General features: G+C 70.3%; 21 protein-coding genes and 1 riboswitch. Of the genes, 11 read left to right on the forward strand and 10 right to left on the reverse strand.

What is annotated here, in order from left to right; translation table 11 throughout:
- Positions 1 to 92: 92 nt before the first annotated feature.
- Positions 93 to 566: a hypothetical protein gene (locus ACWCSV_RS17635; protein WP_451143124.1), complete on the reverse strand. Its 474-nt coding sequence runs from the start codon at positions 564 to 566 to the stop codon at positions 93 to 95.
- 168 nt (positions 567 to 734) lie between these two features.
- Here ACWCSV_RS17635 and ACWCSV_RS17640 point away from each other — a divergent pair, with 168 nt between their 5' ends.
- Together ACWCSV_RS17640 and ACWCSV_RS17645 are read left to right on the forward strand one after the other, a co-directional pair.
- The gene (locus ACWCSV_RS17640; protein ID WP_451143126.1) at positions 735 to 1,700 is read left to right on the forward strand and encodes a diacylglycerol/lipid kinase family protein; all 966 of its coding nucleotides are present in this window, start codon (positions 735 to 737) and stop codon (positions 1,698 to 1,700) included.
- 318 nt (positions 1,701 to 2,018) lie between these two features.
- Positions 2,019 to 2,276 carry a WhiB family transcriptional regulator gene (locus ACWCSV_RS17645; protein WP_003953983.1) on the forward strand — a complete coding sequence of 86 codons (258 nt, stop codon included), beginning with the start codon at positions 2,019 to 2,021 and terminating at the stop codon, positions 2,274 to 2,276.
- A gap of 171 nt (positions 2,277 to 2,447) precedes the next feature.
- On the opposite strand, the gene ACWCSV_RS17650 is transcribed toward ACWCSV_RS17645, so the two are convergent.
- The gene (locus tag ACWCSV_RS17650; protein ID WP_451143328.1) at positions 2,448 to 3,914 is read right to left on the reverse strand and encodes a sensor histidine kinase; all 1,467 of its coding nucleotides are present in this window, start codon (positions 3,912 to 3,914) and stop codon (positions 2,448 to 2,450) included.
- A 764-nt stretch (positions 3,915 to 4,678) separates the two neighbouring features.
- Between ACWCSV_RS17650 and nagB the strand changes: the two genes are divergently transcribed.
- Entirely contained in the window at positions 4,679 to 5,464 is a 786-nt protein-coding gene (gene nagB, locus ACWCSV_RS17655) for a glucosamine-6-phosphate deaminase (RefSeq protein ID WP_451143330.1), read from the forward strand.
- 90 nt (positions 5,465 to 5,554) lie between these two features.
- Here the strand turns inward: nagB and ACWCSV_RS17660 are convergent, their stop codons facing one another.
- The 4 genes from ACWCSV_RS17660 to ACWCSV_RS17675 all read right to left on the reverse strand — a co-directional run bounded on the left by ACWCSV_RS17660 (position 5,555) and on the right by ACWCSV_RS17675 (position 10,295).
- Positions 5,555 to 7,096, reverse strand: coding sequence for a glycoside hydrolase family 3 protein (locus ACWCSV_RS17660; protein WP_451143128.1), 1,542 nt, complete (start codon positions 7,094 to 7,096; stop codon positions 5,555 to 5,557).
- A 10-nt stretch (positions 7,097 to 7,106) separates the two neighbouring features.
- Positions 7,107 to 7,886 carry a carbohydrate ABC transporter permease gene (locus ACWCSV_RS17665; RefSeq protein WP_451143332.1) on the reverse strand — a complete coding sequence of 260 codons (780 nt, stop codon included), beginning with the start codon at positions 7,884 to 7,886 and terminating at the stop codon, positions 7,107 to 7,109.
- Between the two features lie 56 nt (positions 7,887 to 7,942).
- Positions 7,943 to 8,923, reverse strand: coding sequence for a carbohydrate ABC transporter permease (locus ACWCSV_RS17670; RefSeq protein WP_451143130.1), 981 nt, complete (start codon positions 8,921 to 8,923; stop codon positions 7,943 to 7,945).
- Between the two features lie 88 nt (positions 8,924 to 9,011).
- Positions 9,012 to 10,295 carry an extracellular solute-binding protein gene (locus ACWCSV_RS17675; protein ID WP_451143132.1) on the reverse strand — a complete coding sequence of 428 codons (1,284 nt, stop codon included), beginning with the start codon at positions 10,293 to 10,295 and terminating at the stop codon, positions 9,012 to 9,014.
- 346 nt (positions 10,296 to 10,641) lie between these two features.
- Between ACWCSV_RS17675 and ACWCSV_RS17680 the strand changes: the two genes are divergently transcribed.
- From ACWCSV_RS17680 to ACWCSV_RS17710, 7 genes are all read left to right on the forward strand, one after another.
- Positions 10,642 to 11,406, forward strand: coding sequence for a GntR family transcriptional regulator (locus tag ACWCSV_RS17680; protein ID WP_451143134.1), 765 nt, complete (start codon positions 10,642 to 10,644; stop codon positions 11,404 to 11,406).
- A 258-nt stretch (positions 11,407 to 11,664) separates the two neighbouring features.
- Positions 11,665 to 11,922, forward strand: coding sequence for a DUF3311 domain-containing protein (locus tag ACWCSV_RS17685; protein ID WP_451143136.1), 258 nt, complete (start codon positions 11,665 to 11,667; stop codon positions 11,920 to 11,922).
- Entirely contained in the window at positions 11,919 to 13,553 is a 1,635-nt protein-coding gene (gene mctP / locus ACWCSV_RS17690) for a monocarboxylate uptake permease MctP (RefSeq protein WP_451143138.1), read from the forward strand. Before ACWCSV_RS17685 ends, mctP begins: the two co-directional genes overlap by 4 nt.
- Positions 13,554 to 13,674: 121 nt before the next feature.
- On the forward strand, positions 13,675 to 14,319 hold the full coding sequence (locus ACWCSV_RS17695) for a hypothetical protein (RefSeq protein WP_451143140.1): 645 nt from the start codon (positions 13,675 to 13,677) through the stop codon (positions 14,317 to 14,319).
- Between the two features lie 55 nt (positions 14,320 to 14,374).
- Complete coding sequence (locus ACWCSV_RS17700; RefSeq protein WP_451143142.1) at positions 14,375 to 14,887, forward strand: GNAT family N-acetyltransferase; 513 nt, start codon at positions 14,375 to 14,377, stop codon at positions 14,885 to 14,887.
- Positions 14,888 to 15,015: 128 nt separating this feature from the next.
- Positions 15,016 to 15,173, forward strand: a riboswitch (cobalamin riboswitch).
- Positions 15,174 to 15,318: 145 nt separating this feature from the next.
- A complete protein-coding gene (locus ACWCSV_RS17705) occupies positions 15,319 to 17,730 on the forward strand; it encodes a ribonucleoside-diphosphate reductase subunit alpha (RefSeq protein ID WP_451143144.1) in 2,412 nt (803 codons plus the stop codon).
- Positions 17,730 to 18,755 (forward strand): ribonucleotide-diphosphate reductase subunit beta, encoded by a 1,026-nt coding sequence (locus ACWCSV_RS17710; RefSeq protein ID WP_451143146.1) that lies wholly within the window; start codon positions 17,730 to 17,732, stop codon positions 18,753 to 18,755. Before ACWCSV_RS17705 ends, ACWCSV_RS17710 begins: the two co-directional genes overlap by 1 nt.
- 65 nt (positions 18,756 to 18,820) lie before the next feature.
- Here the strand turns inward: ACWCSV_RS17710 and ACWCSV_RS17715 are convergent, their stop codons facing one another.
- Entirely contained in the window at positions 18,821 to 19,498 is a 678-nt protein-coding gene (locus tag ACWCSV_RS17715; RefSeq protein ID WP_451143148.1) for a maltokinase N-terminal cap-like domain-containing protein, read from the reverse strand.
- A 123-nt stretch (positions 19,499 to 19,621) separates the two neighbouring features.
- Complete coding sequence (locus ACWCSV_RS17720; RefSeq protein ID WP_451143150.1) at positions 19,622 to 19,831, reverse strand: hypothetical protein; 210 nt, start codon at positions 19,829 to 19,831, stop codon at positions 19,622 to 19,624.
- Positions 19,832 to 19,923: 92 nt separating this feature from the next.
- Between ACWCSV_RS17720 and ACWCSV_RS17725 the strand changes: the two genes are divergently transcribed.
- Positions 19,924 to 20,898, forward strand: coding sequence for a helix-turn-helix domain-containing protein (locus ACWCSV_RS17725; RefSeq protein ID WP_451143152.1), 975 nt, complete (start codon positions 19,924 to 19,926; stop codon positions 20,896 to 20,898).
- Between the two features lie 78 nt (positions 20,899 to 20,976).
- Here the strand turns inward: ACWCSV_RS17725 and ACWCSV_RS17730 are convergent, their stop codons facing one another.
- Entirely contained in the window at positions 20,977 to 21,714 is a 738-nt protein-coding gene (locus tag ACWCSV_RS17730) for a D-Ala-D-Ala carboxypeptidase family metallohydrolase (protein ID WP_451143154.1), read from the reverse strand.
- A gap of 225 nt (positions 21,715 to 21,939) precedes the next feature.
- Complete coding sequence (gene def, locus ACWCSV_RS17735) at positions 21,940 to 22,578, reverse strand: peptide deformylase (protein ID WP_451143156.1); 639 nt, start codon at positions 22,576 to 22,578, stop codon at positions 21,940 to 21,942.
- Positions 22,579 to 22,584 lie beyond the last annotated feature (6 nt).

Genomic DNA, 22,584 nt, shown 5'->3' on the forward strand with positions numbered 1-22,584 from the left:
GGTGGCGCGTGCGTCGTCGCCGAGGAGTCCGTCGACCGCCGCGGCGAGGTCGGCGGTGGTCTCCAAGGCCCTTCGTCGTGCCGGGGGCGCCGCTACCGGTCGTCGGAGGCCGGCAGCGGCCCCCTGCTGATGCCCAGCTCCCGGGTGGTCGCCGGGTTGAAGACCAGGACCAGTGCGGTGATCACGACGGCGGCGAGCACGATCCCGGTGGGGATCAGCGCGCCGTGGGACTTGAGCAGCGTGTAGGCGACGGGCAGCCCCATGATCTGCGTGATGAGCGTGGGCCCCCGGCCCCAGCTGCGGCGCAGCAGCAGCCCGCGGGCGCCCGCGAGCGGGATGAGGCCGAGCGCGATCAGGGTGGCTCCGCCCGTCACCGCCTGCGTGGGGCTCTCCGGCCGGCCGAGCAGCCCCATCACCAGCATGCAGATCCCGCCGACGACGAGGGCCGCCCCTTCGAGGGCGGTGAGCGCGGCGAGGGCCTCGATGCGCCCCGGCTTCCCGGTCCGCTTCCCGGGCGCGGCCGAGGGCGCGGGAGACGAGGAGGGCGTGTTCGCTTGAGTACTCACGCCAGCCAGGTTGGCATCCCCGCGCCCGGAAAGCGAAGCCGGGGCCCGGTGCGCCGCTTCCCGGCACACCCGGTCACGCCGTGTGACCGGGATACGGGCGGTCACGCCGAGTGAAGGCGATGGGGAGGGACTGCTGCCCGGTACCGTCCGGTAGGTAGGCTGGCAGTCATGCGCGCTCTCCTCGTGGTCAACCCCGCCGCCACCACCACCAGTGCGCGAACGCGCGACGTGCTCATCCACGCTCTGGCGAGCGAGATGAAGATCGAGGCCGTGACCACGGAGTACCGGGGTCACGCCCGGGACCTGGGACGCCGGGCCGCGGACTCGGGCGCCTTCGACCTGGTGGTCGCGCTCGGCGGCGACGGCACGGTGAACGAGGTCGTCAACGGACTGCTGGACCAGGGGCCCGACGACGGGCTGCCGAGTCTCGCGGTGGTCCCCGGCGGCTCGACCAACGTCTTCGCGCGGGCGCTCGGATTGCCCAATGACCCGGTGGAGGCGACCGGGGCGATCCTCCAGGCGCTGGCCGAGAACAGTTCGCGGACGGTGGGACTGGGACGTGCGTTCGGTACGCCGGGCTCCGCCGACGAGGCAGTACCCGAACGTTGGTTCACCTTCTGCGCGGGCCTCGGCTTCGACGCCGGCGTGATCGGCCGGGTCGAACAGAAGCGCGAGGGCGGCAAGCGTTCGACCCACGCGCTCTACGTGCGCCAGGTGCTCCGGCAGTTCATCGACGAGCCGCACCGCCGGCAGGGTGTCATCACGCTGGAGGAGCCCGGCCAGGAGCCGGTGCACGAGCTCGCGCTGTCGATAATCTGCAACACCGCCCCCTGGACCTACCTGGGCAATCGCCCGATGTACGCCTCTCCGAAGGCGTCGTTCGACACCGGCCTGGACATCCTCGGCCTGAAGCGGCTCTCCACCACACAGGTGGCCCGCTACGGCACCCAGCTGCTCACTTCCAGCCCCGACAAGGGCCCGCGCGGCAAGCACGTCGTTTCACGGCATGACCTCACGGACTTCACCTTGCATTCAAAGGTCCCACTCCCCTTCCAGATGGACGGCGACCACCTGGGACTGCGTACGAGCGTGACGTTCACAGGCGTACGCCGTGCACTGCGTGTGATTGTGTGAGTGGAAGGGCCCAAAGTCCTTTAACTCGAACGTTTGGGCTGGTTCCCACCCCTTAGAAGTACGGCTGTGACGGAGCCGACACCGAGGAATCAAAAAAAACTTTCCAGAAGGGGTTGTATCCGCCGCCGAGGTTTGCGAATCTCTACATGGCGATCGGGACGGCCCGCAGCATCGGCCTCCACTGAAAGCCAGAACCCCTCCCACTGTGCAGACCACGACCAGTTCGTCTGGGCGTAGGCCCTTCACCTGCGGGGGGATTCGTGAAAGCGTTCACATTCACAAGCAACAAGCATGTAATACCAAGGAGAGGTAGCAGCCATGGACTGGCGTCACAACGCCGTTTGTCGTGAGGAAGACCCCGAGCTGTTCTTCCCCATCGGCAACACCGGTCCTGCGCTGCTGCAGATCGAGGAAGCCAAGGCCGTCTGCCGTCGCTGCCCCGTCATGGAGCAGTGCCTGCAGTGGGCGCTCGAGTCCGGCCAGGACTCCGGCGTCTGGGGTGGCCTCAGCGAGGACGAGCGCCGCGCCATGAAGCGCCGCGCCGCTCGCAACCGGGCGCGCAACGCCAGCGCCTGATTCGACGCCCCCGCGACAAGCCTCAGCCCGGCGGCGCGTACGCAGCGTACGCACAGCCCCGCCTTCGAGTCGCAGCGCGCAGTACCCCGAAGCGCAGAAGAACGTGCTTGAACCGAAAGGCCCGGACCGTTACCACGGTCCGGGCCTTTCGGTGTGCCACCGGCGGGAGCTCTAACGGTCCGCGCTGACCGGGAGGTCGAGCAGCACCTGGGTGCCGCGCTCCGGCGCGGGCACCATGTCAAAGGTGCCGCCCAGTTCGCCCTCGACCAGCGTCCGGACGATCTGCAGGCCGAGGTTTCCGGCCTTCCTCGGGTCGAAGCCCTCGGGGAGGCCGCAGCCGTCGTCCTGCACGGTGATGAGCAGCCGGCCGTCCTGGGAGGATCCACCCCGCACCGCGGAGACTTCGACCGTGCCGCTGTCCCCCTCGCTGAACGCGTGCTCCAGGGCGTTCTGGAGGACTTCCGTCAGCACCATCGAGAGCGGGGTGGCCACGTCGGCGTCGAGGATGCCGAAGCGCCCGGTGCGCCGGCAGGTGACCTTGCCCGGCGAGATCTCGGCGACCATGGAGATGACCCGGTCGGCGATCTCGTCGAACTCGACGCGCTCGTCCAGATTCTGGGACAGCGTCTCATGGACGATGGCGATCGAACCGACGCGCCGTACCGCCTCGTTGAGCGCCTCGCGCCCCCGTACGGAGTCCATCCGGCGGGCCTGGAGGCGCAACAGGGCGGCCACCGTCTGGAGGTTGTTCTTGACCCGGTGGTGGATCTCCCGGATGGTCGCGTCCTTGGTTATCAACTCACGCTCGCGGCGGCGCAGTTCCGTGACGTCGCGGAGCAGCACCAGCGAGCCGATCCGGACGCCCTTGGGCTTGAGCGGGATCGCCCGGAACTGGATGACGCCGCTCGTGCACTCCACCTCGAACTCGCGGGGCGCGTAACCGCTCGCGACCTTGGCCAGGGCTTCGTCCACCGGTCCCCGGGACGGGGCGAGTTCGGCGGTGGTCTGGCCGAGGTGGAGCCCGACGATGTCGGAGGCGAGGCCGAGGCGGTGGTAGGCGGAGAGGCCGTTGGGGCTGGCGTACTGGACGATCCCGTCGGCGTCGAGCCGGATGAGACCGTCGCCGACGCGCGGGGAGGCGTCCATGTCGACCTGCTGGCCGGGGAAGGGGAAGGCCCCGGTGGCGATCATCTGGGCGAGGTCGGCGGCGGACTGGAGATAGGTGAGCTCCAGCCGGGAGGGGGTCCGCACGGTCAGCAGGTTGGTGTTGCGCGCGATGACGCCGAGGACCCGGCCCTCGCGGCGGACCGGGATGGACTCGACCCGGACCGGCACCTCCTCCCGCCACTCCGGGTCGCCCTCGCGCACGATCCGGCCCTCGTCGAGGGCGGCGTCCAGCAGGGGACGGCGGCCGCGCGGCACCAGGTGGCCGACCATGTCGTCCTGGTAGGAGGTCGGTCCGGTGTTGGGGCGCATCTGCGCGACGGAGACGTACCGCGTCCCGTCCCGGGTGGGAACCCAGAGGACGAGGTCGGCGAAGGACAGGTCGGAGAGCAGCTGCCACTCCGAGACCAGCAGGTGGAGCCATTCGAGATCGGTGTCGCTCAGGGCTGTGTGCTGGCGGACGAGGTCGTTCATGGAGGGCACATGTGCGAGCGTACCCGCGGATACCGAGAGGTTCCGAACCGAGCGCCGTCCCGCCCGGCGGCGGAGAGTGGGGCAGGACGGGACGGGGGCGGGGCAGGAGGCGGGGCGGGGCGGGGAGCGGGCGCCCCGTGTACAGAAGGGCTCCGCGCCGCGAGAATCGGTACCGCGCCCGCAGAATCGATACCGCAGACGCATGGACACCGACAAATGGTCTAGTCCACAATACGGGGACAAGAACCTCCGCCCTCCCCGCACAGGAGGACGGACCGAGGCACCCGCGCTCTCTGCCCTGATCGCGCCCGTGCCTCGTACGGCCGGAGGCACCGCACACCGCCGGCCGAGCAGCTCCGGGCTGCGGTGCCGGGCGGGCCGAGGGTCCCTCCCGGTGCCGCGGCCCGCGGGTCGGCGCGGCCCTCCGCACCCGGCGCGGACCCCGCGGGCACACCCCGGGCCCAGCGGACCCGCGCCCCGGATTCCGTCCCCCGCCGGCACCCGCCCCCCGGCGCCCGCACCAGCACCCGGCCGGCTCCCCCGTACGCCCCCGCCCCAGGGGCCTTCCGTCCGGGTCGCGCACCCTGCGCATCTGCGGACAATTGACACAAGTCACCCTCGGTCGCGCAGTGTCGCGCAACCGGAGCCCAGGACGATGATCAAAAGCGGAAACCACCTGTTCCGGAGGCGTCGGACTCTGTTAAATTTGGACCAGATTGGTCTATACCACATACGTCGTCACTGATCAGATCGGCAGGCACAGCGTGGAAGTTGTCATCGTCCCGGACGCAGCGGCAGGCGGCGAGCTCATCGCGGAGGCCATGGGTGCGCTGCTGAGCCGCAAGCCCTACGCCCTGCTCGGCGTCGCCACCGGCTCGACCCCGCTGCCCATCTACCGGTCCCTGGCCGAAAAGGTGCGCTCGGGCGCGGTGGACGCGTCCCGCGCCCGGATCTGCCAGCTGGACGAGTACGTCGGGCTCCCCGCCGGACACCCGGAGTCCTACCGCTCGGTCGTGCTGCGCGAGGTCGTGGAGCCGCTCGGCCTGACCGAGTCCTCCTTCATGGGCCCGGACGGCTCGGCCGAGGACGTCCAGGCCGCCTGCGCGGCGTACGACCGGGCGCTGACCGAGGCCGGCGGCGTCGACCTCCAGCTGCTCGGCATCGGCACCGACGGGCACATCGGGTTCAACGAGCCCTGCTCCTCGCTCGCCTCGCGCACCCGGATCAAGACGCTGACCGAGCAGACCCGGGTGGACAACGCCCGCTTCTTCGACGACGACATCGAGCAGGTGCCGCACCACGTCATCACCCAGGGCATCGGCACCATCCTGGAGTCGCGTCACGCGATCCTGCTGGCCACCGGCGAGGGCAAGGCCGACGCGGTCGCGCAGACCGTGGAGGGGCCGGTCGCCTCGGTCGTACCCGCCTCCGCGCTCCAACTCCACCCGCACGCCACGGTCGTGGTGGACGAGGCCGCCGCCTCCAAGCTGAAACTGGCCGACTACTTCCGGCACACCTTCGCCTCGAAGCCCTCCTGGCAGGGGCTGTAGGACCGGCGGGCACACGCCGAGGAGGGGCCGGTCACCTGGTGACCGGCCCCTCCTTCACGCGATGCGCGCCCTTTCACGCGATGCGCGCCGTCACGCCCCGACGAGGGCCTCCGCAGCGGCGATGCCGCAGACGCGGGCGGCGCCGTGCGTCTCCACGTACAGCCCGCCCCTCGGCGCGGAGTACGGCAGGCCCATCTCCACGACCACCGTGTCCGGGCGCGCCGCGAGCAGCGCGTCGACCGCCGCCGCCATCCAGGGGTGGCGGTGGGCGTCGCGTACGACCGCGACGACGCGCCGCTCCCCCGCGGTCCGCAGCGCGTCCGCCACAGGGTCCGCGTCGTCGTGGCGGTAGGTCGCGGCGGTGGTACCGGGCAGCAGACGGGTCAGCTCGGCGGCCACCCCCCACGGGGTCTCCGCGCCGACCGCGATGTTGGCCATCGGGGTGAAGGCGGCGACGTGGACCGGGGCGCCGAGCCGGGGTCCGTCGCCGGTCACCCGTACCGCCCTGCGGGCCGCGACGAGGCCGATGTTCGCGTCGTGCCCGTCGGGCTGTCCGGTCGCGGTGCCGGGCGCGGTCCCCTCCTGCACTGCCGCGCCCGGCGCCGGGACCGCCCCCCTCGCACCGCGCGTCCAGGACGCGAGTGCCCGTACTCGTGCGGCGGCGTCGGCGAGCCGCTCCTCGGCCAGCTCCCCGCCGTGCACCGCCGCGACCAGCGCGTCGCGCAGCCGCTCCACCGTGGCGTCGTCCTCCAGCCCGCCGCCGACGCACAGGGCGTCGGCGCCGGCCGCGATCGCGAGGACCGAGCCGCGCTCGATCCCGTACGTCGCCGCGATGGCCTGCATCTCCACCGCGTCGGTGACGATGAGTCCCTCGTACCCGAGTTCACCCCGGAGCAGACCGGTGAGGATCTGCGGGCTGAGCGTCGCGGGGCGGTCCGGGTCGAGGGCCGGGAGCAGGATGTGGGCGCTCATCACCGACTTCGACCCGGCCGCGATGGCGGCCTTGAAGGGCACCAGCTCGCGGGCGTGCAGGGTCTCCAGGTCGACGTCGATCCGGGGCAGCGCGTGGTGCGAGTCGACGGCGGTGTCGCCGTGGCCGGGGAAGTGCTTGGTGCAGGCGGCGACTCCGGCGGCCTGGATGCCCTCGACGTACGCGGCGGTGTGCCGGGCCACCAGGGCCGGGTCGGCGCCGAAGGAGCGTACGCCGATGACCGGGTTGGCCGGGTTGGAGTTGACGTCGCCGGAGGGCGCCCAGTTGAGGTTGACGCCGCACTCGATGAGCCGGCGGCCCAGCTCGTGGGCGACGGCCCGGGTGAGCGCGGTGTCGTCCACCGAGCCGAGGGCGTGGTTGCCCGGGAAGGACGAACCGTCGCGCACCTCGAGGCGGGTGACGTCGCCGCCCTCCTCGTCGATGGCGACCAGCACGTCGTCGCGCTCGGCCCGCAGCTGGGCGGTGAGTGCCGCGAGCTGTCCGGGGGTGACGATGTTCCGGCCGAACAGGCCGACGGAGGTGAGCCCTTCGCCGATGCGGCGCAGCAGCCAGTCCGGTGCGGTGGTGCCGGTGAAGCCGGGCTGGAGGACGGCCAGCGCGTCGCGGGTGATGGTGTCGGTGGGGGAGGCGAGAGTAGTCATGGGGGCCGCACTATCCCTTCACTGCGCCGTCGGTCAGACCGCTCACGGCCTTGCGCTGCAGGAAGACGAAGAGGAGGAGGATCGGGACGGCGAAGACCGACGAGGCCGCCATCGTGGCACCCCAGTCGTCGCCGAACTGGGTCTGGAACTGCGACAGCCACAGCGGAAGGGTCTGGGCCTCCGCCTGCTTGTTCAGGACCAGGACGAGCGGGAACTCGTTCCAGGCGGTGATGAAGCCGAACAGCGAGGTGGACATCAGACCGGGCGCGAGCAGCGGCAGGATCACCTTGACGAACGCCTGCGGGCGGGTGCAGCCGTCGACCATCGCGGACTCCTCCAGCTCCTTGGGCACGGCGGCGACGAAGCCGCGCAGCGTCAGGAGCGTGAAGGGCAGCACCATGACCATGTAGAACAAGGTCAGCGGTATCAGGCTGTTGAGCATGTCCGAGTCGCGCACGATGAAGTAGATCGCGATGACCATGACTTCCCAGGGCGCCATCTGCGCGACCATGAAGCCGATGATGAACCCCTTGCGTCCCTTGAACCGCATCCGCGCCAGGGCGAAGGAGCCGGCCAGCGCGAGGACGAGGGAGAGGAGCACCGCCACCACGGTGACGGTGAGGGAGTTGCGGACCATCGTCCAGAAGTTGTCCGCGTCGAGCGCGGTCCTGAAGTGGTCGAGCGTGATGTGGGTCGGGATCCAGACCGGATCGTCCGACACGATGTCCGGGGTCGGCTTGAAGGCCGTGGCGAACATCCAGTACACGGGGAAGACGAAGCCGACGACCATGACGAGAGCCGTGGCGTTGGGCCAGATACGGCCGAAACGTGACGAAGCCGAGCGGTTCACAGCTCGTCCTCCTCTTGCTTGAGAACGATCCGGAGGTAGGAGGAGGTCAGCAGGAGCAGGATCACGATGGTGAGCAGCGCGATGGCCGAGCCCATGCCGTAGTGCTGGTTGCCGACGCCCTCGATGTAGGCGTACACGGGCAGGATCTCGGTGAGCCGGTCCGGGCCGCCCTCGTTGATCGCGAAGACCTGGGCGAACGCCTTGAAGACCCAGATGACTTCGAGGAACGTGGTCGCGAAGAGGAAGGGACGCAGGAACGGCATGGTGACCGAGGTGAAGCTCTTCCAGGCGCCCGCGCCGTCGAGCGAGGCGGCCTCGTAGAGCTCCTTGGGGATCGTCGTGGTGGCGGCGTACAGGTTGATCGCGACGAACGGGATCGACTGCCACACGATGAGCACCGTGATGACGAAGAAGGTGGAGAACTGGCTGCCGGTCCAGTTGTAGTCGGCCATCGAGTGGAAGCCGATCTTGTCCAGCACCCAGTTGACGACTCCGAACCGGGAGGCGAAGAGCCACTGGTAGACGGTGGTCGCGGCGATGACGGGCATGGCCCAGGCGAGGACCAGGCCGACGAGCAGCGTGACCCGCATCCGCTTGCCGAGCTTGGCGAGCAGCAGACCGGTCAGCGTGCCGAGGATCATGATCAGGACAACGTTGGTGCCCGCGAAGACGATCGACCGGCCGGTGACGTGCCAGAAGTCCGCGTTGCCGAGGATCTCCTTGTAGTTGTCGACGCCGTTCCACTCGGAGATGTGCTGGATCAGCTGCCTCATGTTGAGGTTCTGGAACGACAGCAGGGTGTTCTTCACCAGCGGCCAGCCGAGGAACACCAGGGTCACGGCCACCGGAGGGGCCAGCAGCAGATAGGGGGCCAGCTGCGTGTTTCTGCCGCGTCCACCGGACTTGGCCGGTGTGCGGTCGGCCCGCTTCGTAACCTCCGCCGGACCGGAGGGCGGCCGTTCGGTCTGCACGGTCATGCTCGCCATCTCTTTCTTGGCACCATGGGACACAACTCGGCTGCCGGGTGCGGACTCCTCGGGGGAGTCCGCACCCGGCAGCTCGGCCTTACTGCTGCTGCGCGAGGCGCTTGTTGAACTCCGCCTCGACCTGCTTGGCGGCCTCTTCGTTCGACTTGCCGTTCAGGACCGCGGTCATGAAGGTCTTGATCGGGTTGGGCGCGTTCTCGACGGCGGCCCACTCCGGGATCAGCGGCGTGGTGCCACCGACCTTGGCGGCCGGCGCGGCGGCCTCGGCGACGGCGTTGCCCGTGAGGTTGCTGTTCAGCGACTCCTTGTTCGGGATGACGCCGTTCAGCTTGGCGAGCTGGCCCTCGAACTGGTCGGAGAGCGCGAGCTTCAGGAACTCCTTGGCGAGGTCCTTCTTCTTGCTGCCTTCGGCGACGGCGAGGTTGGAGCCGCCGAGGAAGACGCCCTCGGGCTTGTCGGCGGTCTCACCCGGGATGGTGAAGTAGCCGATCTCCTTCTCGATGGCCGGGTTGGCGGCGATGGCCGTGCCGGCCTCCCAGCCCATGCCGATGAAGGCGCCGGTCTTGCCCTTGGCGAAGACGTCGGCCTGCTGCGGGGTGGCCTCGTCCTTGTCCTTGGGGGCCTTGGAGTACGCCTGGTACTTCTTGTAGAGGTCCATCGCCGCACCGATCTTCGGGTCGGAGAGGTTGGAGACCCACTTGTCCCCGTCCTTCTTCACGAGGTCGGCACCCTGACCGATGGTGAGGCCGTCGAAGAAGTACCAGTTCTGGCCGGGCAGGTAGAGGGGCTCGGCCTTGCCCTTGGCCTTGATCTTGTCCAGCGCGGCGAAGAACTCGTCACGGGTCTTCGGCGCCTCGGTGACCCCGGCGTCGGCGAAGACGGACTTGTTGTAGATGACCACGCGGTTGGCGAAGTACCACGGGGCGGCGTACTGCGTGCCGTCCACGACCGACGCCTTGTTGAGGCTCTCGGCCCAGTCGGTGCCGACCTCCGACTTCACGTCGCCGAGGTCGGCGAGGCCGCCCGACTTCGCGTACGCGGCGGTCTGGGTGTTGCCGATCTCGAAGACGTCCGGCGGGTTCTCCTCGGAGAGGGCGGTCGTCAGCTTCTGCTGGATCCCGTCCCACTTCTGGACCTCGAACTTGACCTTCGCGCCGGTCTTCTTCTCGAAGGCCGCGCTCAGGTCCTTCTGCCACTGGTCGGGCGTCGAGCCGTCCATGGCCCAGACGGTCAGGGTCTGGCCCTTGTAGCTGTCCGGACCCGCTGCCTTGGCAGTGTCCTTCTCGGTGTCGTCCGAGCCACATGCCGCGATCGAGATCATCATGCCCGCGACACCAATGGCCGCGATGAGCTTGCGCTTCACGTCAAACCCTCCTCAGGGATGCTGCAACCCCGCCCACCGCGAAGACATTCGACGAGTACTGCTGGGGCTGGACCTGGTCTTAAATGGTTTAGACCAGCAACGGGAGCTTGGCCTAGACCTTTAGGGGTGTCAAGGGTGTATAAGAAGTGCACTCGCGTCCGTTATAGGACCGACACCTAGGGGCTTTTGATCGAAAGCGCCCATACCTGGATCGCCAGTGGGACGGCGTACCAACGACACGGCCCGAAGGGGAGGTCGACGCCCCCTCGGCCGGGCCGTGCCACCATGTGAGCCGCGAAGTACGGAGGAGCCGGTGACGGCAGCACAGCAATCGGAGAGAGGGACCATGAGCGCCGGTGAGGGCAGCCCCGCGGGCGGCACGGGGGCGGGGGTACGCACCGCGCGCGTACCGAAGTACTACCGGCTCAAGCGCCACCTCCTCGACATGACGGACACCATGCCGCCCGGCACACCGGTACCCCCGGAGCGCACCCTCGCGGCCGAGTTCGACACCTCCCGCACCACGGTGCGCCAGGCGCTCCAGGAGCTGGTCGTCGAGGGCCGGCTCGAACGCATCCAGGGCAAGGGCACCTTCGTCGCCAAGCCGAAGGTGTCCCAGGCGCTCCAACTGACCTCGTACACCGAGGACATGCGGGCCCAGGGCCTCGAACCCACCTCCCAGCTGCTGGACATCGGCTACGTGACGGCGGACCAGGCACTGGCCGGGCTGCTGGACATCACCGCCGGCGGGCGGGTGTTGCGCATCGAGCGGCTGCGGCTCGCCAGCGGGGAGCCGATGGCCATCGAGACCACCCATCTTTCGGCCAAGCGCTTTCCCGCGCTGCGCCGTTCACTGGTGAAGTACACCTCGCTCTACACCGCACTGGCCGAGGTGTACGACGTCCGGCTCGCGGAGGCCGAGGAGACGATCGAGACCTCGCTCGCCACCCCACGCGAGGCCGGGCTGCTCGGCACCGACGTGGGCCTGCCCATGCTGATGCTCTCCCGGCACTCCCTCGACGGACGGGGCGAGCCGGTGGAGTGGGTGCGCTCGGTCTACCGGGGCGACCGGTACAAATTCGTGGCCCGGCTCAAGCGTCCGCTCGACTGAGCGGATCGGGCCGCGCCCTCCTCGCCCGTACCGTTTCATACCGCACGCACTTCTCGTACCGCCCGTCGCACCCATTTCACCCGTGTGCGACACCGAGAAAAAACATGGCGATCATTTCCAGCCAAGCATGAACCAAAACCGTTCTTCCTCCGTGCCGTTGACGGAAACAGTCCCGCTGCCGGGAAGTCATACGGCCGGTGCGCCCGGCCGGGGCACCGGCCGGACCCACCGGCGGCCAGCGAGGAACGGAGTCAGTCCATGCCAGAAGTGCCAGAGCCCACTCCACCCCCGACGGTGACACCGGCGCGGGTGATCATCGCGATATGCCTCGCGGCGCCGTTCGTGGCGCTGCTCTGGGTCGGTTCGTACGCCAAGGTCGACCCGACCTTCATCGGTATCCCGTTCTTCTACTGGTACCAGATGCTCTGGGTGGTCGTCTCGACCGGGCTGACCATGCTCGCGTACACGCTGTGGAAGCGTGACCAGCGCTCCCGCAAGGGAGGTGTCTCCGCATGAAGGACGGCGTGAACGGCGTCGCACTCGGCGTCTTCATCTTCTTCTTCCTGGCGGTCACCGTGGTCGGCTTCATGGCCGCCCGCTGGCGCCGCGCCGACAACGAGCTGAGCCTGGACGAATGGGGCCTGGGCGGAAGATCGTTCGGGACCTGGGTGACCTGGTTCCTGCTCGGCGGCGACCTGTACACCGCGTACACCTTCGTCGCCGTCCCGGCGGCGATCTACGGCGCGGGGGCCTCGGGCTTCTTCGCCGTTCCGTACACGATCCTGGTGTACCCGCTGATCTTCACCTTCCTGCCGCGGCTCTGGTCCGTGTCGCACAAGCACGGGTACGTCACCACCTCCGACTTCGTCCGGGGCCGCTTCGGCTCGAAGGGCCTGTCGCTGGCGGTCGCGCTCACCGGCATCCTCGCCACGATGCCGTACATCGCCCTTCAGCTCGTCGGCATCCAGGCCGTGCTGGACGTCATGGGCGTCGGCGGCGGCGAGGACACCAACTGGTTCGTCAAGGACCTCCCGCTGCTGATCGCGTTCGCGGTGCTCGCCGCGTACACCTACTCCTCGGGCCTGCGCGCGCCCGCGCTGATCGCGTTCGTCAAGGACGGGCTGATCTACCTGGTCATCGCGGTGGCGATCATCTACATCCCGATCAAGCTGGGCGGCTTCGACGACATCTTCGCCGGGGCGAGCGCGAAGTTCTCCGCGGCCAACGAGGCGGCGGGCAAGCCGGTGGCCGGGGTGGTACCCGGGGTGAACGGGCAATGGGGTTACGCCACGCTGGCGTTGGGCTCCGCGCTGGCGCTCTTCATGTACCCGCACTCGATCACGGCGACGCTCTCCAGCCGCAGCCGTGAGGTGATCCGCCGCAACACCACCATCCTGCCGCTGTACTCGCTGATGCTCGGGCTGCTGGCCCTGCTCGGCTTCATGGCCATCGCGGCCGGGGTCAAGGTCAGCAACGGCCAGCTGGCCATCCCGCAGCTCTTCGAGAACATGTTCCCGGACTGGTTCGCCGGTGTGGCCTTCGCCGCCATCGGGATCGGCGCGCTGGTGCCCGCGGCCATCATGTCCATCGCCGCCGCGAACCTCTTCACCCGGAACATCTACAAGGAGTTCCTGAAACCGGACGCGACGCCCGAGCAGGAGACCAAGGTCTCCAAGCTGGTCTCGCTCCTGGTGAAGGTCGGCGCACTGGTCTTCGTGCTCACCATGGACAAGACGGTGGCCATCAACTTCCAGCTGCTGGGCGGGATCTGGATCCTCCAGACGATGCCGTCGCTGGTCGGCGGCCTCTTCACCCGGTGGTTCCACCGCTGGGCGCTCATCGCGGGCTGGGCGGTCGGCATGCTGTACGGCACCCTCGCCGCGTACGGCGTGGCCTCCCCGACCCAGAAGCACTTCGGCGGCTCGTCGAAGGAGATCCCGGGCATCGGCGAGATCGGCTACATCGGTCTCACCGCGTTCGTGCTGAACGTCGTGGTCGTGGTCGTGGTGACCTTCGTCCTCAACGCGCTCAAGGCCCCGGCGGGCATCGACGAGACCTCGCCGGAGGACTACACCGCGGACGTCGGCGACAAGGGCGTGCAGGCGGAGCTGCCGCCGGCCGTCGTGGGGGCGCCGGGCGGCCACTGACCCGGACCCGCCTGCCGAACCGTCCGCCGGGCCGTCGCGTCCTCCCCCAGTGGGAGGGGCGGCGGCCCGGCGGCGTACCCGCCCCGCGACCGGACCGCCCCCCGTACGTAAGGATGTGCTCATGACATCTCGCACCCGGCTGCGCGGCCTCTGGCCCGCTCTGCTGGTCCTCACCCTCGCCGGCTGCGGCACCGAGCACGCCGGCGCGGGCGGCGCGTCCCCCGCCGCGGACGTACCGGACCACGCCGAACTGGAGGCGCGGGCGACGGCCCTCCAGACCCGCGCGGACCGCGTGTACGTCACCGAGGTGGCCGGATACACCCTGGCGACGCAGTCGGTGGGCGTGCTCGGCGACGACGGCTTCGGCAGCTCCTACACGGACAGGAAGGGGCACGTGATCCAACTCGGTGTGGAGCGCGCCGACCACTCCCCCGCCGACTGCGGCAAGAAGCCGGTGGCCGACGGCTCGGCCGGCTACACCGTCTGCGAGCGCGAGGGCGAGAGCTGGTACAGCGCGACCGCCCTCGGCCACGCCTACGCCCGCACCGAGGGCGGCGTCTCCGTGACGGTCAGCGCCGGACTCCCCGGCGTGGACCGCGCCACCCTGCGCGAGGCGGCCGAAGCCGCCCACCCGGCGGACGACGCCGAACTCGACAGGATCCTCCCGCCCCTCGGCCAGGCCCCCGGCTCGCAGCCGATCGAGCGTGGCGACCTCCCGCCGGAGGGCGACGGGGCCCCGAACAACGAGGTGGGCGTGAGCGGTTGATCCTTCTCACGGACCGGCCTGTCCGCCCGTCCGCGCGGCGCGCAGAATGGCGGTCATGGACCTGACGATCAGAAGGGCCGAGCCGGAGGAGTACGCGCTCCTCGGCGAGATAACGGCCCAGGCGTACCTCGGCGACGGCCTGTTGAGCGGGGGCGAGGACGACCCGTATCTCGCCAGGCTGCGGGACGTGCCCGGCCGGGCCGCCGTGGCCGAGGTGCTGGTGGCCGCGGACGACACCGGCACCGTGCTCGGCGGGGTGACCTACGCCCCGCCCGGCAGCCCCATGTGCGACGTCGCGGCGGCGGACGAGGCGGAGTTCCGGATGCTCGCGGTGGGCAGGGCGGGGCGCGGCCGGGGAGCCGGGGAAGCGCTCGTACGGGCGTGCGCCGCGCGGGCCCGGGCCACCGCCGGGGTCACCGGACTCGCCCTGTCGACCCAGCCCGCCATGTCCGGGGCACACCGGATCTACCACCGGCTCGGCTTCACGCGCACCCCGGAACGCGACTGGCGGCCGGTGCCGGGCCTGACACTGCTCACCTACCGGCTGGACCTGGGCAGCGGCGGCTGAGAGACCCCGGCCCTGGCCGCACCCCCGTCCGGAACCCTCTCCGCCCCACCCCGGACGGGCCGCGGCCACGCCCCCGAAGGCCCGCCGCGCCCTCCCGCGTACCGGAACACCGCCCCGCACCGCCACAACATGTGGGGCGTTCTCGCGGCCCGGCCACCACATGTATGCTCGTCTCGCTGTCGTCGCAGGGGAATCCGGTGCGAATCCGGAACTGTCCCGCAACGGTGTGAACCGCGCGTTTCGCGCACCTTCGAGTCCGGCTACCTGCCGACAGCGCGTCCGGCTCACCCGAACCGGACGCCCGTACGTCCGGGCCTCGCGGATGGGCCGGTGGACGCCGTGTGCGGTGCTGCCCGTCTCCAGGTGGCGCGCCCCGCGGCCCTCACCTCCTCCCCCCGCCGGTCCAGAGCCGAGCGAGGGAGAGCACCACCGTGACCATCGCGCCCGCCGATCCGGCGTCCGTGCCCGCAGCCAGCGCAGCGACCGAGCCCGTCGACGGCCCCGGGACCGCGCTGCTGCGCACCCTGACCGCCCTCACCGCGGACCTGCCGGACACCGACCCGGGGAGGGTCGCCGCCGCCGCGCTGCGCGGCCGCAGCGCGCACGCCGACGAGGCGGAGCTGCTGACCCTGGCCACCGAGTCGGCCGCCGGCCTGATCGCGGAGGACCCCGCCTACTCGCGGCTCGCCGCCCGGCTCCTCACCCGCACCATCGCCGCCGAGGCGGCCGGTGAGGGCGCGGTGTCGTTCTCCGCGTCGGTCGCCGTCGGCCACCGCGAGGGCCTGATCGCGGACCGTACGGCAGCGTTCGTGACGCTGCACGCCGAGCGGCTGGACGCGCTGGTCGAGGAAGCCCTCACGGACGGCGCCGACGACCGGTTCGGCTACTTCGGCCTGCGCACCCTCTACAGCCGCTACCTGCTGCGCCACCCGCTCACCCGTCAGGTGGTGGAGATCCCGCAGCACTTCATGCTGCGGGTCGCGGCCGGGCTCGCCGAGGACGACTCGGCGCGCGCGGTGGACGAGGTCGCGGCGCTCTACGGGCTGATGAGCCGGCTGGACTACCTGCCCTCCTCCCCCACGCTCTTCAACTCGGGCACCCGCCACCCGCAGATGTCCTCCTGCTATCTGCTGGACTCCCCGCTGGACGAGCTGGACTCGATCTACGGCCGTTACCACGAGGTGGCGCGGCTCTCGAAGCACGCGGGCGGCATCGGTCTGTCGTTCTCGCGCATCCGCTCGCGCGGTTCGCTGATCCGGGGCACCAACGGGCTCTCCAACGGCATCGTGCCGTTCATGAAGACGCTGGACGCCTCCGTCGCGGCCGTCAACCAGGGCGGCCGGCGCAAGGGCGCCGCCGCGGTCTACCTGGAGACCTGGCACGCGGACATCGAGGAGTTCCTGGAGCTGCGGGACAACACCGGTGAGGACCAGCGGCGTACGCACAACCTGAACCTGGCGCACTGGATTCCCGACGAGTTCATGCGCCGGGTCGACGCCGACTCCAGCTGGTCGCTCTTCTCGCCCGCGGACGTGCCCGAGCTGGTCGACCTGTGGGGCGACGCCTTCGACGCCGCCTACCGGGCCGCCGAGGCGAAGGGCCTGGCCCGCCGGACGATCCCCGCGCGCGAGCTGTACGGCCGGATGATGCGCACCCTGGCGCAGACCGGCCAGGGCTGGATGACGTTCAAGGACGCCTCCAACCGCACCGCGAACCAGACCGCCGAGCCGGGCAGGGTCGTGCACTCCTCGAACCTCTGCACGGAGATCCTGGAGGTCACCGACGACGGCGAGACCGCCGTCTGCAACCTCGGCTCGGTCAACCTGGGTGCCTTCGTGGCGGACGGGACGATCGACTGGGAGCGGCTGGACGCCACCGTGCGCACGGCCGTGACCTTCCTGGACCGGGTCGTCGACATCAACTTCTACCCGACCGGGCAGTCCGGCCGGTCCAACGCCCGCTGGCGGCCGGTGGGTCTGGGCGCGATGGGTCTCCAGGACGTCTTCTTCCAGCTGCGGCTGCCGTTCGACTCCGCCGAGGCCCGCGAGCTCTCCACCCGCATCTCGGAGCGGATCATGCTCGCCGCGTACGAGGCCTCCTGCGACCTCGCCGAGAAGTCCGGGCCGCTGCCCGCGTGGAGCGAGACCCGGGCCGCGCGCGGGGTGCTGCACCCGGACCACTACGACACGGCGCCGGCCTGGCCGGAGCGGTGGGAGGCGCTGCGCGCCCGGATCGCGAAGACCGGGATGCGCAACTCGCTGCTGCTCGCCATCGCGCCGACCGCCACCATCGCCTCGATCGCCGGGGTGTACGAGTGCATCGAGCCGCAGGTCTCCAACCTCTTCAAGCGCGAGACGCTCAGCGGTGAGTTCCTCCAGGTCAACGCGTATCTCGTGGACGAGCTGAAGCTGCTCGGCGTGTGGGACGCGCGGACCCGTGAGGCGCTGCGCGACGCGAGCGGCTCGGTGCAGGGCTTCGGCTGGATCCCGGCGGACGTGCGCGCGCTGTACCGCACGGCGTGGGAGATCCCGCAGCGCGGCCTGATCGACATGGCGGCGGCCCGTACGCCGTACCTCGACCAGAGCCAGTCGCTCAACCTGTTCCTGGAGACGCCGACCATCGGGAAGCTCTCCTCGATGTACGCGTACGCCTGGAAGCAGGGGCTGAAGACGACGTACTACCTGCGTTCGCGCCCGGCGACCCGGATCGCCCGCGCCGCCTCCGGTACCGCGAAGGCCGCCGCCCCCGTCCCCGCCACCGTCCCCGTGCAGCAGGCGTACTCCGACGCGGAGGCCCTCGCCTGCTCCCTCGAAAACCCCGAGTCCTGCGAGGCCTGCCAGTAATGAGCACCACCGACCCCAGCAACGAGAAGAACCTGCTCGACCCGGGCTTCGAGCTGACCCTGCGCCCCATGCGCTACCCGGACTTCTACGAGCGCTACCGGGACGCGATCAAGAACACCTGGACCGTGGAGGAGGTCGACCTCCACTCCGACGTGGCCGACCTCGCCAAGCTGACGCCGGGCGAGCAGCACATGATCGGCCGGCTGGTGGCGTTCTTCGCCACGGGCGACTCGATCGTCTCCAACAACCTCGTGCTGACGCTGTACAAGCACATCAACTCCCCCGAGGCCCGGCTGTACTTGTCGCGCCAGCTGTTCGAGGAGGCCGTGCACGTCCAGTTCTATCTGACGCTGCTCGACACCTACCTGCCCGACCCGGACGACCGTGCCGCCGCGTTCGACGCGGTGGAGGAGATCCCGTCCATCCGCGAGAAGGCACAGTTCTGCTTCCGCTGGATGGACTCGGTGGAGAAGATCGAGCGGCTGGAGACCAAGGCCGACCGGCGCCGGTTCCTGCTGAACCTGATCTGCTTCGCGGCGTGCATCGAGGGGCTGTTCTTCTACGGCGCGTTCGCGTACGTCTACTGGTTCCGCTCGCGAGGCCTGCTGCACGGCCTCGCCACGGGCACCAACTGGGTGTTCCGCGACGAGACGATGCACATGAACTTCGCCTTCGAGGTCGTGGACACCGTCCGCAAGGAGGAGCCGGACCTCTTCGACGACGAACTCCAGCAGCAGGTCACGGACATGCTGAAGGAGGCCGTGGAGGCGGAGCTCCAGTTCGGGCGTGACCTGTGCGGCGAGGGCCTGCCGGGCATGAACACCGAGTCGATGCGGCAGTACCTGGAGTGCGTCGCCGACCAGCGGCTCACCCGGCTGGGCTTCCCGGCGCTGTACGGCTCCGAGAACCCGTTCTCGTTCATGGAGCTCCAGGGCGTGCAGGAGCTGACGAACTTCTTCGAGCGGCGCCCGTCCGCGTACCAGGTCGCGGTGGAGGGCACGGTCGGCTTCGACGACGACTTCTAGGCCTTCCCGCACCCGCGCGTCCGGCGGGCACTCCCAGCGGGAAAGGGGGTGCCCGCCGCCGCGTATCAGGCCTCCATCGAGGGACGCACCTCGGCGAACCTGGCACGGGCCGGCTCCGCTCCCGGCGGGGCCCAGAGCGCGGTCACCTCGCCGTGCAGCGGTCCCGCATCGCCCTTGGCCTCCTCGGCGTCACCCCTCAGTGCCCGGACCACCCGCAGAACCCAGCTTCCGGGCCCCGCGGGGTCCGCCAGCAGGACATCGGTGCCGTACATGCCGCTCCGCACGGCCTCGACGACCGCTCCCTCGGGAATGTCGTCCCCCATGAACCGGCTGTGCACGGTCGGGTCGGGAGTGTCCGACTCGCTCTGCGCCTGTGGTTCGGCGCGGCCGTGCAGAAGGGCCAGGAGCCGGTCGGTCAGTACGGTGTCACGGGCCCCGTCGTACACCCAACGCGTGCCCAGCACCCCGTGTTCGCTGGTGCCGATGAGGGCGGCTTCGGCCCCTTCGAGCGGGGCGCCCCGATAGGTGACGGGCACGTGGTACGGGACCGGGCGGCCTGTCGAGACGTCGGTGACCACCATGAACTCGAGGCCGACCTCACCCTCCGGGTCGTCGAGCCGGAAGCCGCCGGCCTTCGCCAGTTCGGGGGAGCCGCCGCCCGCGTACCAGGGCTGGGACGGCAGCCAACCGCCGAGCAGTTCGAGCTTGCCCGGCTTCATGGTCGTGCGGTGGATGAAAGCCATGTTCTCTCTTCGTCCGTGGGTGGGCCGGTCATGGGAAGTCCCGGCCGGGCGGGTCCGTCCGGCCGGCCGGTGCCCCCATGATCGCGCGTGCCACCCACGTTCGCGGGGCGGCACGGCCCGCCGTCAGACCCGCGCCCAGGACCTGAGGTACGGACGTCGTGCGGCGCGCCGGGGCGGGGCAGCCGCCGGAGCCGGCGGGTCGGTGCGGCGGGCGTGCTCAGCCGCGCGCAGCTCGCGGGAGATACGGCGCTCCCGGCGCAACCCGACGAGGGCGGGGAGCAGGACGAGGGCGGCGAGGACGGTGACACCGAGGACGTTCAGGAGTGTGTTCATGGCTCCACTCTGACCGCCGGGACCCGGTCCCGGCAGTGGCAGGACTGTCACCAACCATCGAATTACTGCCAGATGCCTGGCACACTGCCCTCATGCTGAAAAACGTCGCCGCCCTGCTGCTGGACGAGGTACATCCCTTCGAACTCGGCGTGCTGTGCGAGGTGTTCGGCCTCGACCGCAGCGACGAGGGTCTTCCGGTGCACGAGTTCGCGGTGGTGTCGGCGGAGGGCCCGGCGCTGCGCACCCACGCCGGGTTCACCATCACCACCCCGCACGGCCTCGAACGCCTGGAGGAGGCCGATCTCATCGCCGTACCGGCCGGCAGTCACTTCATCGCCCGGGAGTACCCGGACGAGGTCCTGGGTGCCCTGCGCCGGGCGGTGGACCGTGGCGCGCGGGTGCTGAGCGTCTGCTCCGGGGCGTTCGTCCTCGGGGCGGCGGGGCTGCTGGACGGCCGCCGGTGCACCACGCACTGGCGGCACTCCGACGAACTGGCCCGGCGCTACCCGCTCGCCCGGGTGGAGCCGGACGTGCTCTACGTCGACGAGGGCCAGGTGATCACCTCGGCCGGGACGGCGGCCGGTATCGACGCCTGCCTGCATCTGGTGCGCCAGGAGTACGGCCAGGACGTCGCCAACGTCATCGCCCGCCGGATGGTGGTTCCCCCGCACCGGGACGGCGGCCAGGCGCAGTACGTGAAGCGCCCGCTGCCGCGCACCCGTTGCGACACCGTCGGGGACACCCTGGCGTGGATGGAGAACCACCTCGACCAGGAGATGACCGTCGACCAGCTCGCGGCCCTCGCCCACATGTCGCCCCGCACCTACGCGCGCCGCTTCCAGCAGGAGACGGGCACCACCCCCTACCGCTGGCTGCTGCGGCAGCGGGTGCTGCTCGCCCAGCATCTGCTGGAGGCCTCGGACGAGACGATGGAGGCCATCGCGGGGCAGACCGGCTTCGGCAACGCGGCAGCCCTGCGGCACCAGTTCGTACGTTCGCTGGGGACGACCCCGAACGCGTACCGGCGCACCTTCCGGGGCCCGTCCGAGGTGCCCGAGATGGCGTGAGGCCGCCCGCACGGACCCGCCGCAGTCGTGCGGGCGGGTCCGTGTTGGGCGGGTCCGTGCGGGCGGGGCGGGCTTCGGTCAGATGCCGCAGTTGGAGGCCGACCAGAAGTGGCTCGGGCCCTGGTTCACGTGCACGTGGTCGCCGTGGTCCGGGTAGCCCGGGCCGAGGATTCCGTTGAAGCCGTGGTTGCGGGCCTGGAGCGCCATGGTGCACAGGGAGTGCGCCCCGACCCCGAGGTCGACCGCGTCGCCGTAGAGATGGCGGCTGCCCGAGGCGCCGCCCACCGCCGAGTTGCAGGAGGTGGACCGGAAGCCGCTGGTGACGCGGATCGGCTGGTCACCGAGGGCGTGCCGCAGCGCCTCCAGCTTCCACATGCTGGAGAGGGCGTTGGCCTTCGCCGTCCCGGCCGCGACCGCACCGCCCGCCCAGGTGCTGTTGCAGGTGTTCAGCTCCGGGTACGTGAAGTGGATCGGGGTGCAGTCGTCGTCCTGGAGCGCGTAGATCTTGGCCTGGGTGGCCGGTCCGGCGATGCCGTCGGCGGTGAGGCCGTACGCGGCCTGGAAGCGCTTGACGGCGGCGGCGGTGGCGGGGCCGTACGAGCCGTCGATGGCGAGCACCGAGTTGTAGCCCGGGTATCCGGCGACCCGGATCTGGAGCTGGGTGACGTCGTTGCCGGTGGCGCCGGAGGACAGGGTGCGGGTGAAGGTGAAACAGCCGTCCGCGTGGGCGGTTCCGGCCGTGAGCACGGCCCCGCCCCATGCGAGTGAGATGGTCATGACAAATCCGAGCAGGACACGCGCGGTACGCCTGAGCATGTGGGGTGCTCCCTCTCGCGGTGGAATGTGGCTCGCGGTCGCAGGTGACCCTCGGTGCGATGTGACTCGCGCCGCGATGTGGGAGCGAGCCTGACGCAGTGGTCGACGCGCGTCAACTCCCCCTGGAAAGGGCCTGGTTGAAGTCACCGGCACACGAAAGGGACCCGGCCGCCGAAGTGTTCCGTCCGGCGTCCGGGCCCCCTGTCGTCGACGCACCCGCAGGGATCAGGCGTTGGGGACGGTCTCGTAGCGCGGGGTGCCCTCGGCCATCTGCTTCAGCGCGTCCTTGCGGTCGCGCTTGGACAGCCGGTCGATGTAGAGGTAGCCGTACAGGTGGTCCGTCTCGTGCTGGAGGCAGCGCGCGAAGTAGCCGGTGCCCCGCACCTTGATCGGGTTGCCCTGCGCGTCCCGCCCGCTCACCACGGCGTAGTCCGGGCGGGCCAGCTCGGCGTAGGCGGTCGGGACCGACAGACAGCCCTCGTTGGAGTCGTCCAGCACCCGGGCCTCCGGGGGCAGCTCCTCCAGGACCGGGTTGACGACGACACCCACATGCCGCGCCCCGTCGTCGTCCGGGCAGTCGTAGACGAAGACCTTCTGGTCCACGCCGATCTGGTTCGCGGCCAGGCCCACACCCTCGGCGGTCCGCTGGCTGGCGAACATGTCGTCGATCAGCCGCGCCAGCTCGTCACCGAACTCCGTGACGTCCTGGCACTCCTTGTGCAGGACCGGGTTGCCCACGACCGTGATCGGACGGGAGGTCCCGCGCTCGCGGTACGCCGCCTCACGCTCCTCGCAGTCCTCCGTGTCCACGACGAAACCCTCGTCGTCCACGCCGATGCGCTCGTCCGTCTCCTGCTGCGACATGTCCGC

This window comes from Streptomyces sp. NPDC001770 (assembly GCF_053596135.1).

Bases quoted from the DNA above. Each gene is read 5' to 3' on its own strand.
- ACWCSV_RS17725 (WP_451143152.1), top strand. From the start codon at position 19,924: ATGCTGAAAAACGTCGCCGCCCTGCTGCTGGACGAGGTACATCCCTTC.
- ACWCSV_RS17645 (WP_003953983.1), top strand. From the start codon at position 2,019: ATGGACTGGCGTCACAACGCCGTTTGTCGTGAGGAAGACCCCGAGCTG.
- ACWCSV_RS17695 (WP_451143140.1), top strand. From the start codon at position 13,675: ATGACATCTCGCACCCGGCTGCGCGGCCTCTGGCCCGCTCTGCTGGTC.
- ACWCSV_RS17730 (WP_451143154.1), bottom strand. From the start codon at position 21,714: ATGCTCAGGCGTACCGCGCGTGTCCTGCTCGGATTTGTCATGACCATC.
- ACWCSV_RS17685 (WP_451143136.1), top strand. From the start codon at position 11,665: ATGCCAGAAGTGCCAGAGCCCACTCCACCCCCGACGGTGACACCGGCG.
- def (WP_451143156.1), bottom strand. From the start codon at position 22,578: ATGTCGCAGCAGGAGACGGACGAGCGCATCGGCGTGGACGACGAGGGT.
- ACWCSV_RS17665 (WP_451143332.1), bottom strand. From the start codon at position 7,886: ATGGTCGTCGGCTTCGTCTTCCCCGTGTACTGGATGTTCGCCACGGCC.
- ACWCSV_RS17720 (WP_451143150.1), bottom strand. From the start codon at position 19,831: ATGAACACACTCCTGAACGTCCTCGGTGTCACCGTCCTCGCCGCCCTC.
- ACWCSV_RS17670 (WP_451143130.1), bottom strand. From the start codon at position 8,923: ATGACCGTGCAGACCGAACGGCCGCCCTCCGGTCCGGCGGAGGTTACG.
- ACWCSV_RS17650 (WP_451143328.1), bottom strand. From the start codon at position 3,914: ATGAACGACCTCGTCCGCCAGCACACAGCCCTGAGCGACACCGATCTC.
- ACWCSV_RS17640 (WP_451143126.1), top strand. From the start codon at position 735: ATGCGCGCTCTCCTCGTGGTCAACCCCGCCGCCACCACCACCAGTGCG.
- mctP (WP_451143138.1), top strand. From the start codon at position 11,919: ATGAAGGACGGCGTGAACGGCGTCGCACTCGGCGTCTTCATCTTCTTC.
- ACWCSV_RS17710 (WP_451143146.1), top strand. From the start codon at position 17,730: ATGAGCACCACCGACCCCAGCAACGAGAAGAACCTGCTCGACCCGGGC.
- ACWCSV_RS17660 (WP_451143128.1), bottom strand. From the start codon at position 7,096: ATGACTACTCTCGCCTCCCCCACCGACACCATCACCCGCGACGCGCTG.
- ACWCSV_RS17700 (WP_451143142.1), top strand. From the start codon at position 14,375: ATGGACCTGACGATCAGAAGGGCCGAGCCGGAGGAGTACGCGCTCCTC.
- ACWCSV_RS17680 (WP_451143134.1), top strand. From the start codon at position 10,642: ATGAGCGCCGGTGAGGGCAGCCCCGCGGGCGGCACGGGGGCGGGGGTA.
- ACWCSV_RS17715 (WP_451143148.1), bottom strand. From the start codon at position 19,498: ATGGCTTTCATCCACCGCACGACCATGAAGCCGGGCAAGCTCGAACTG.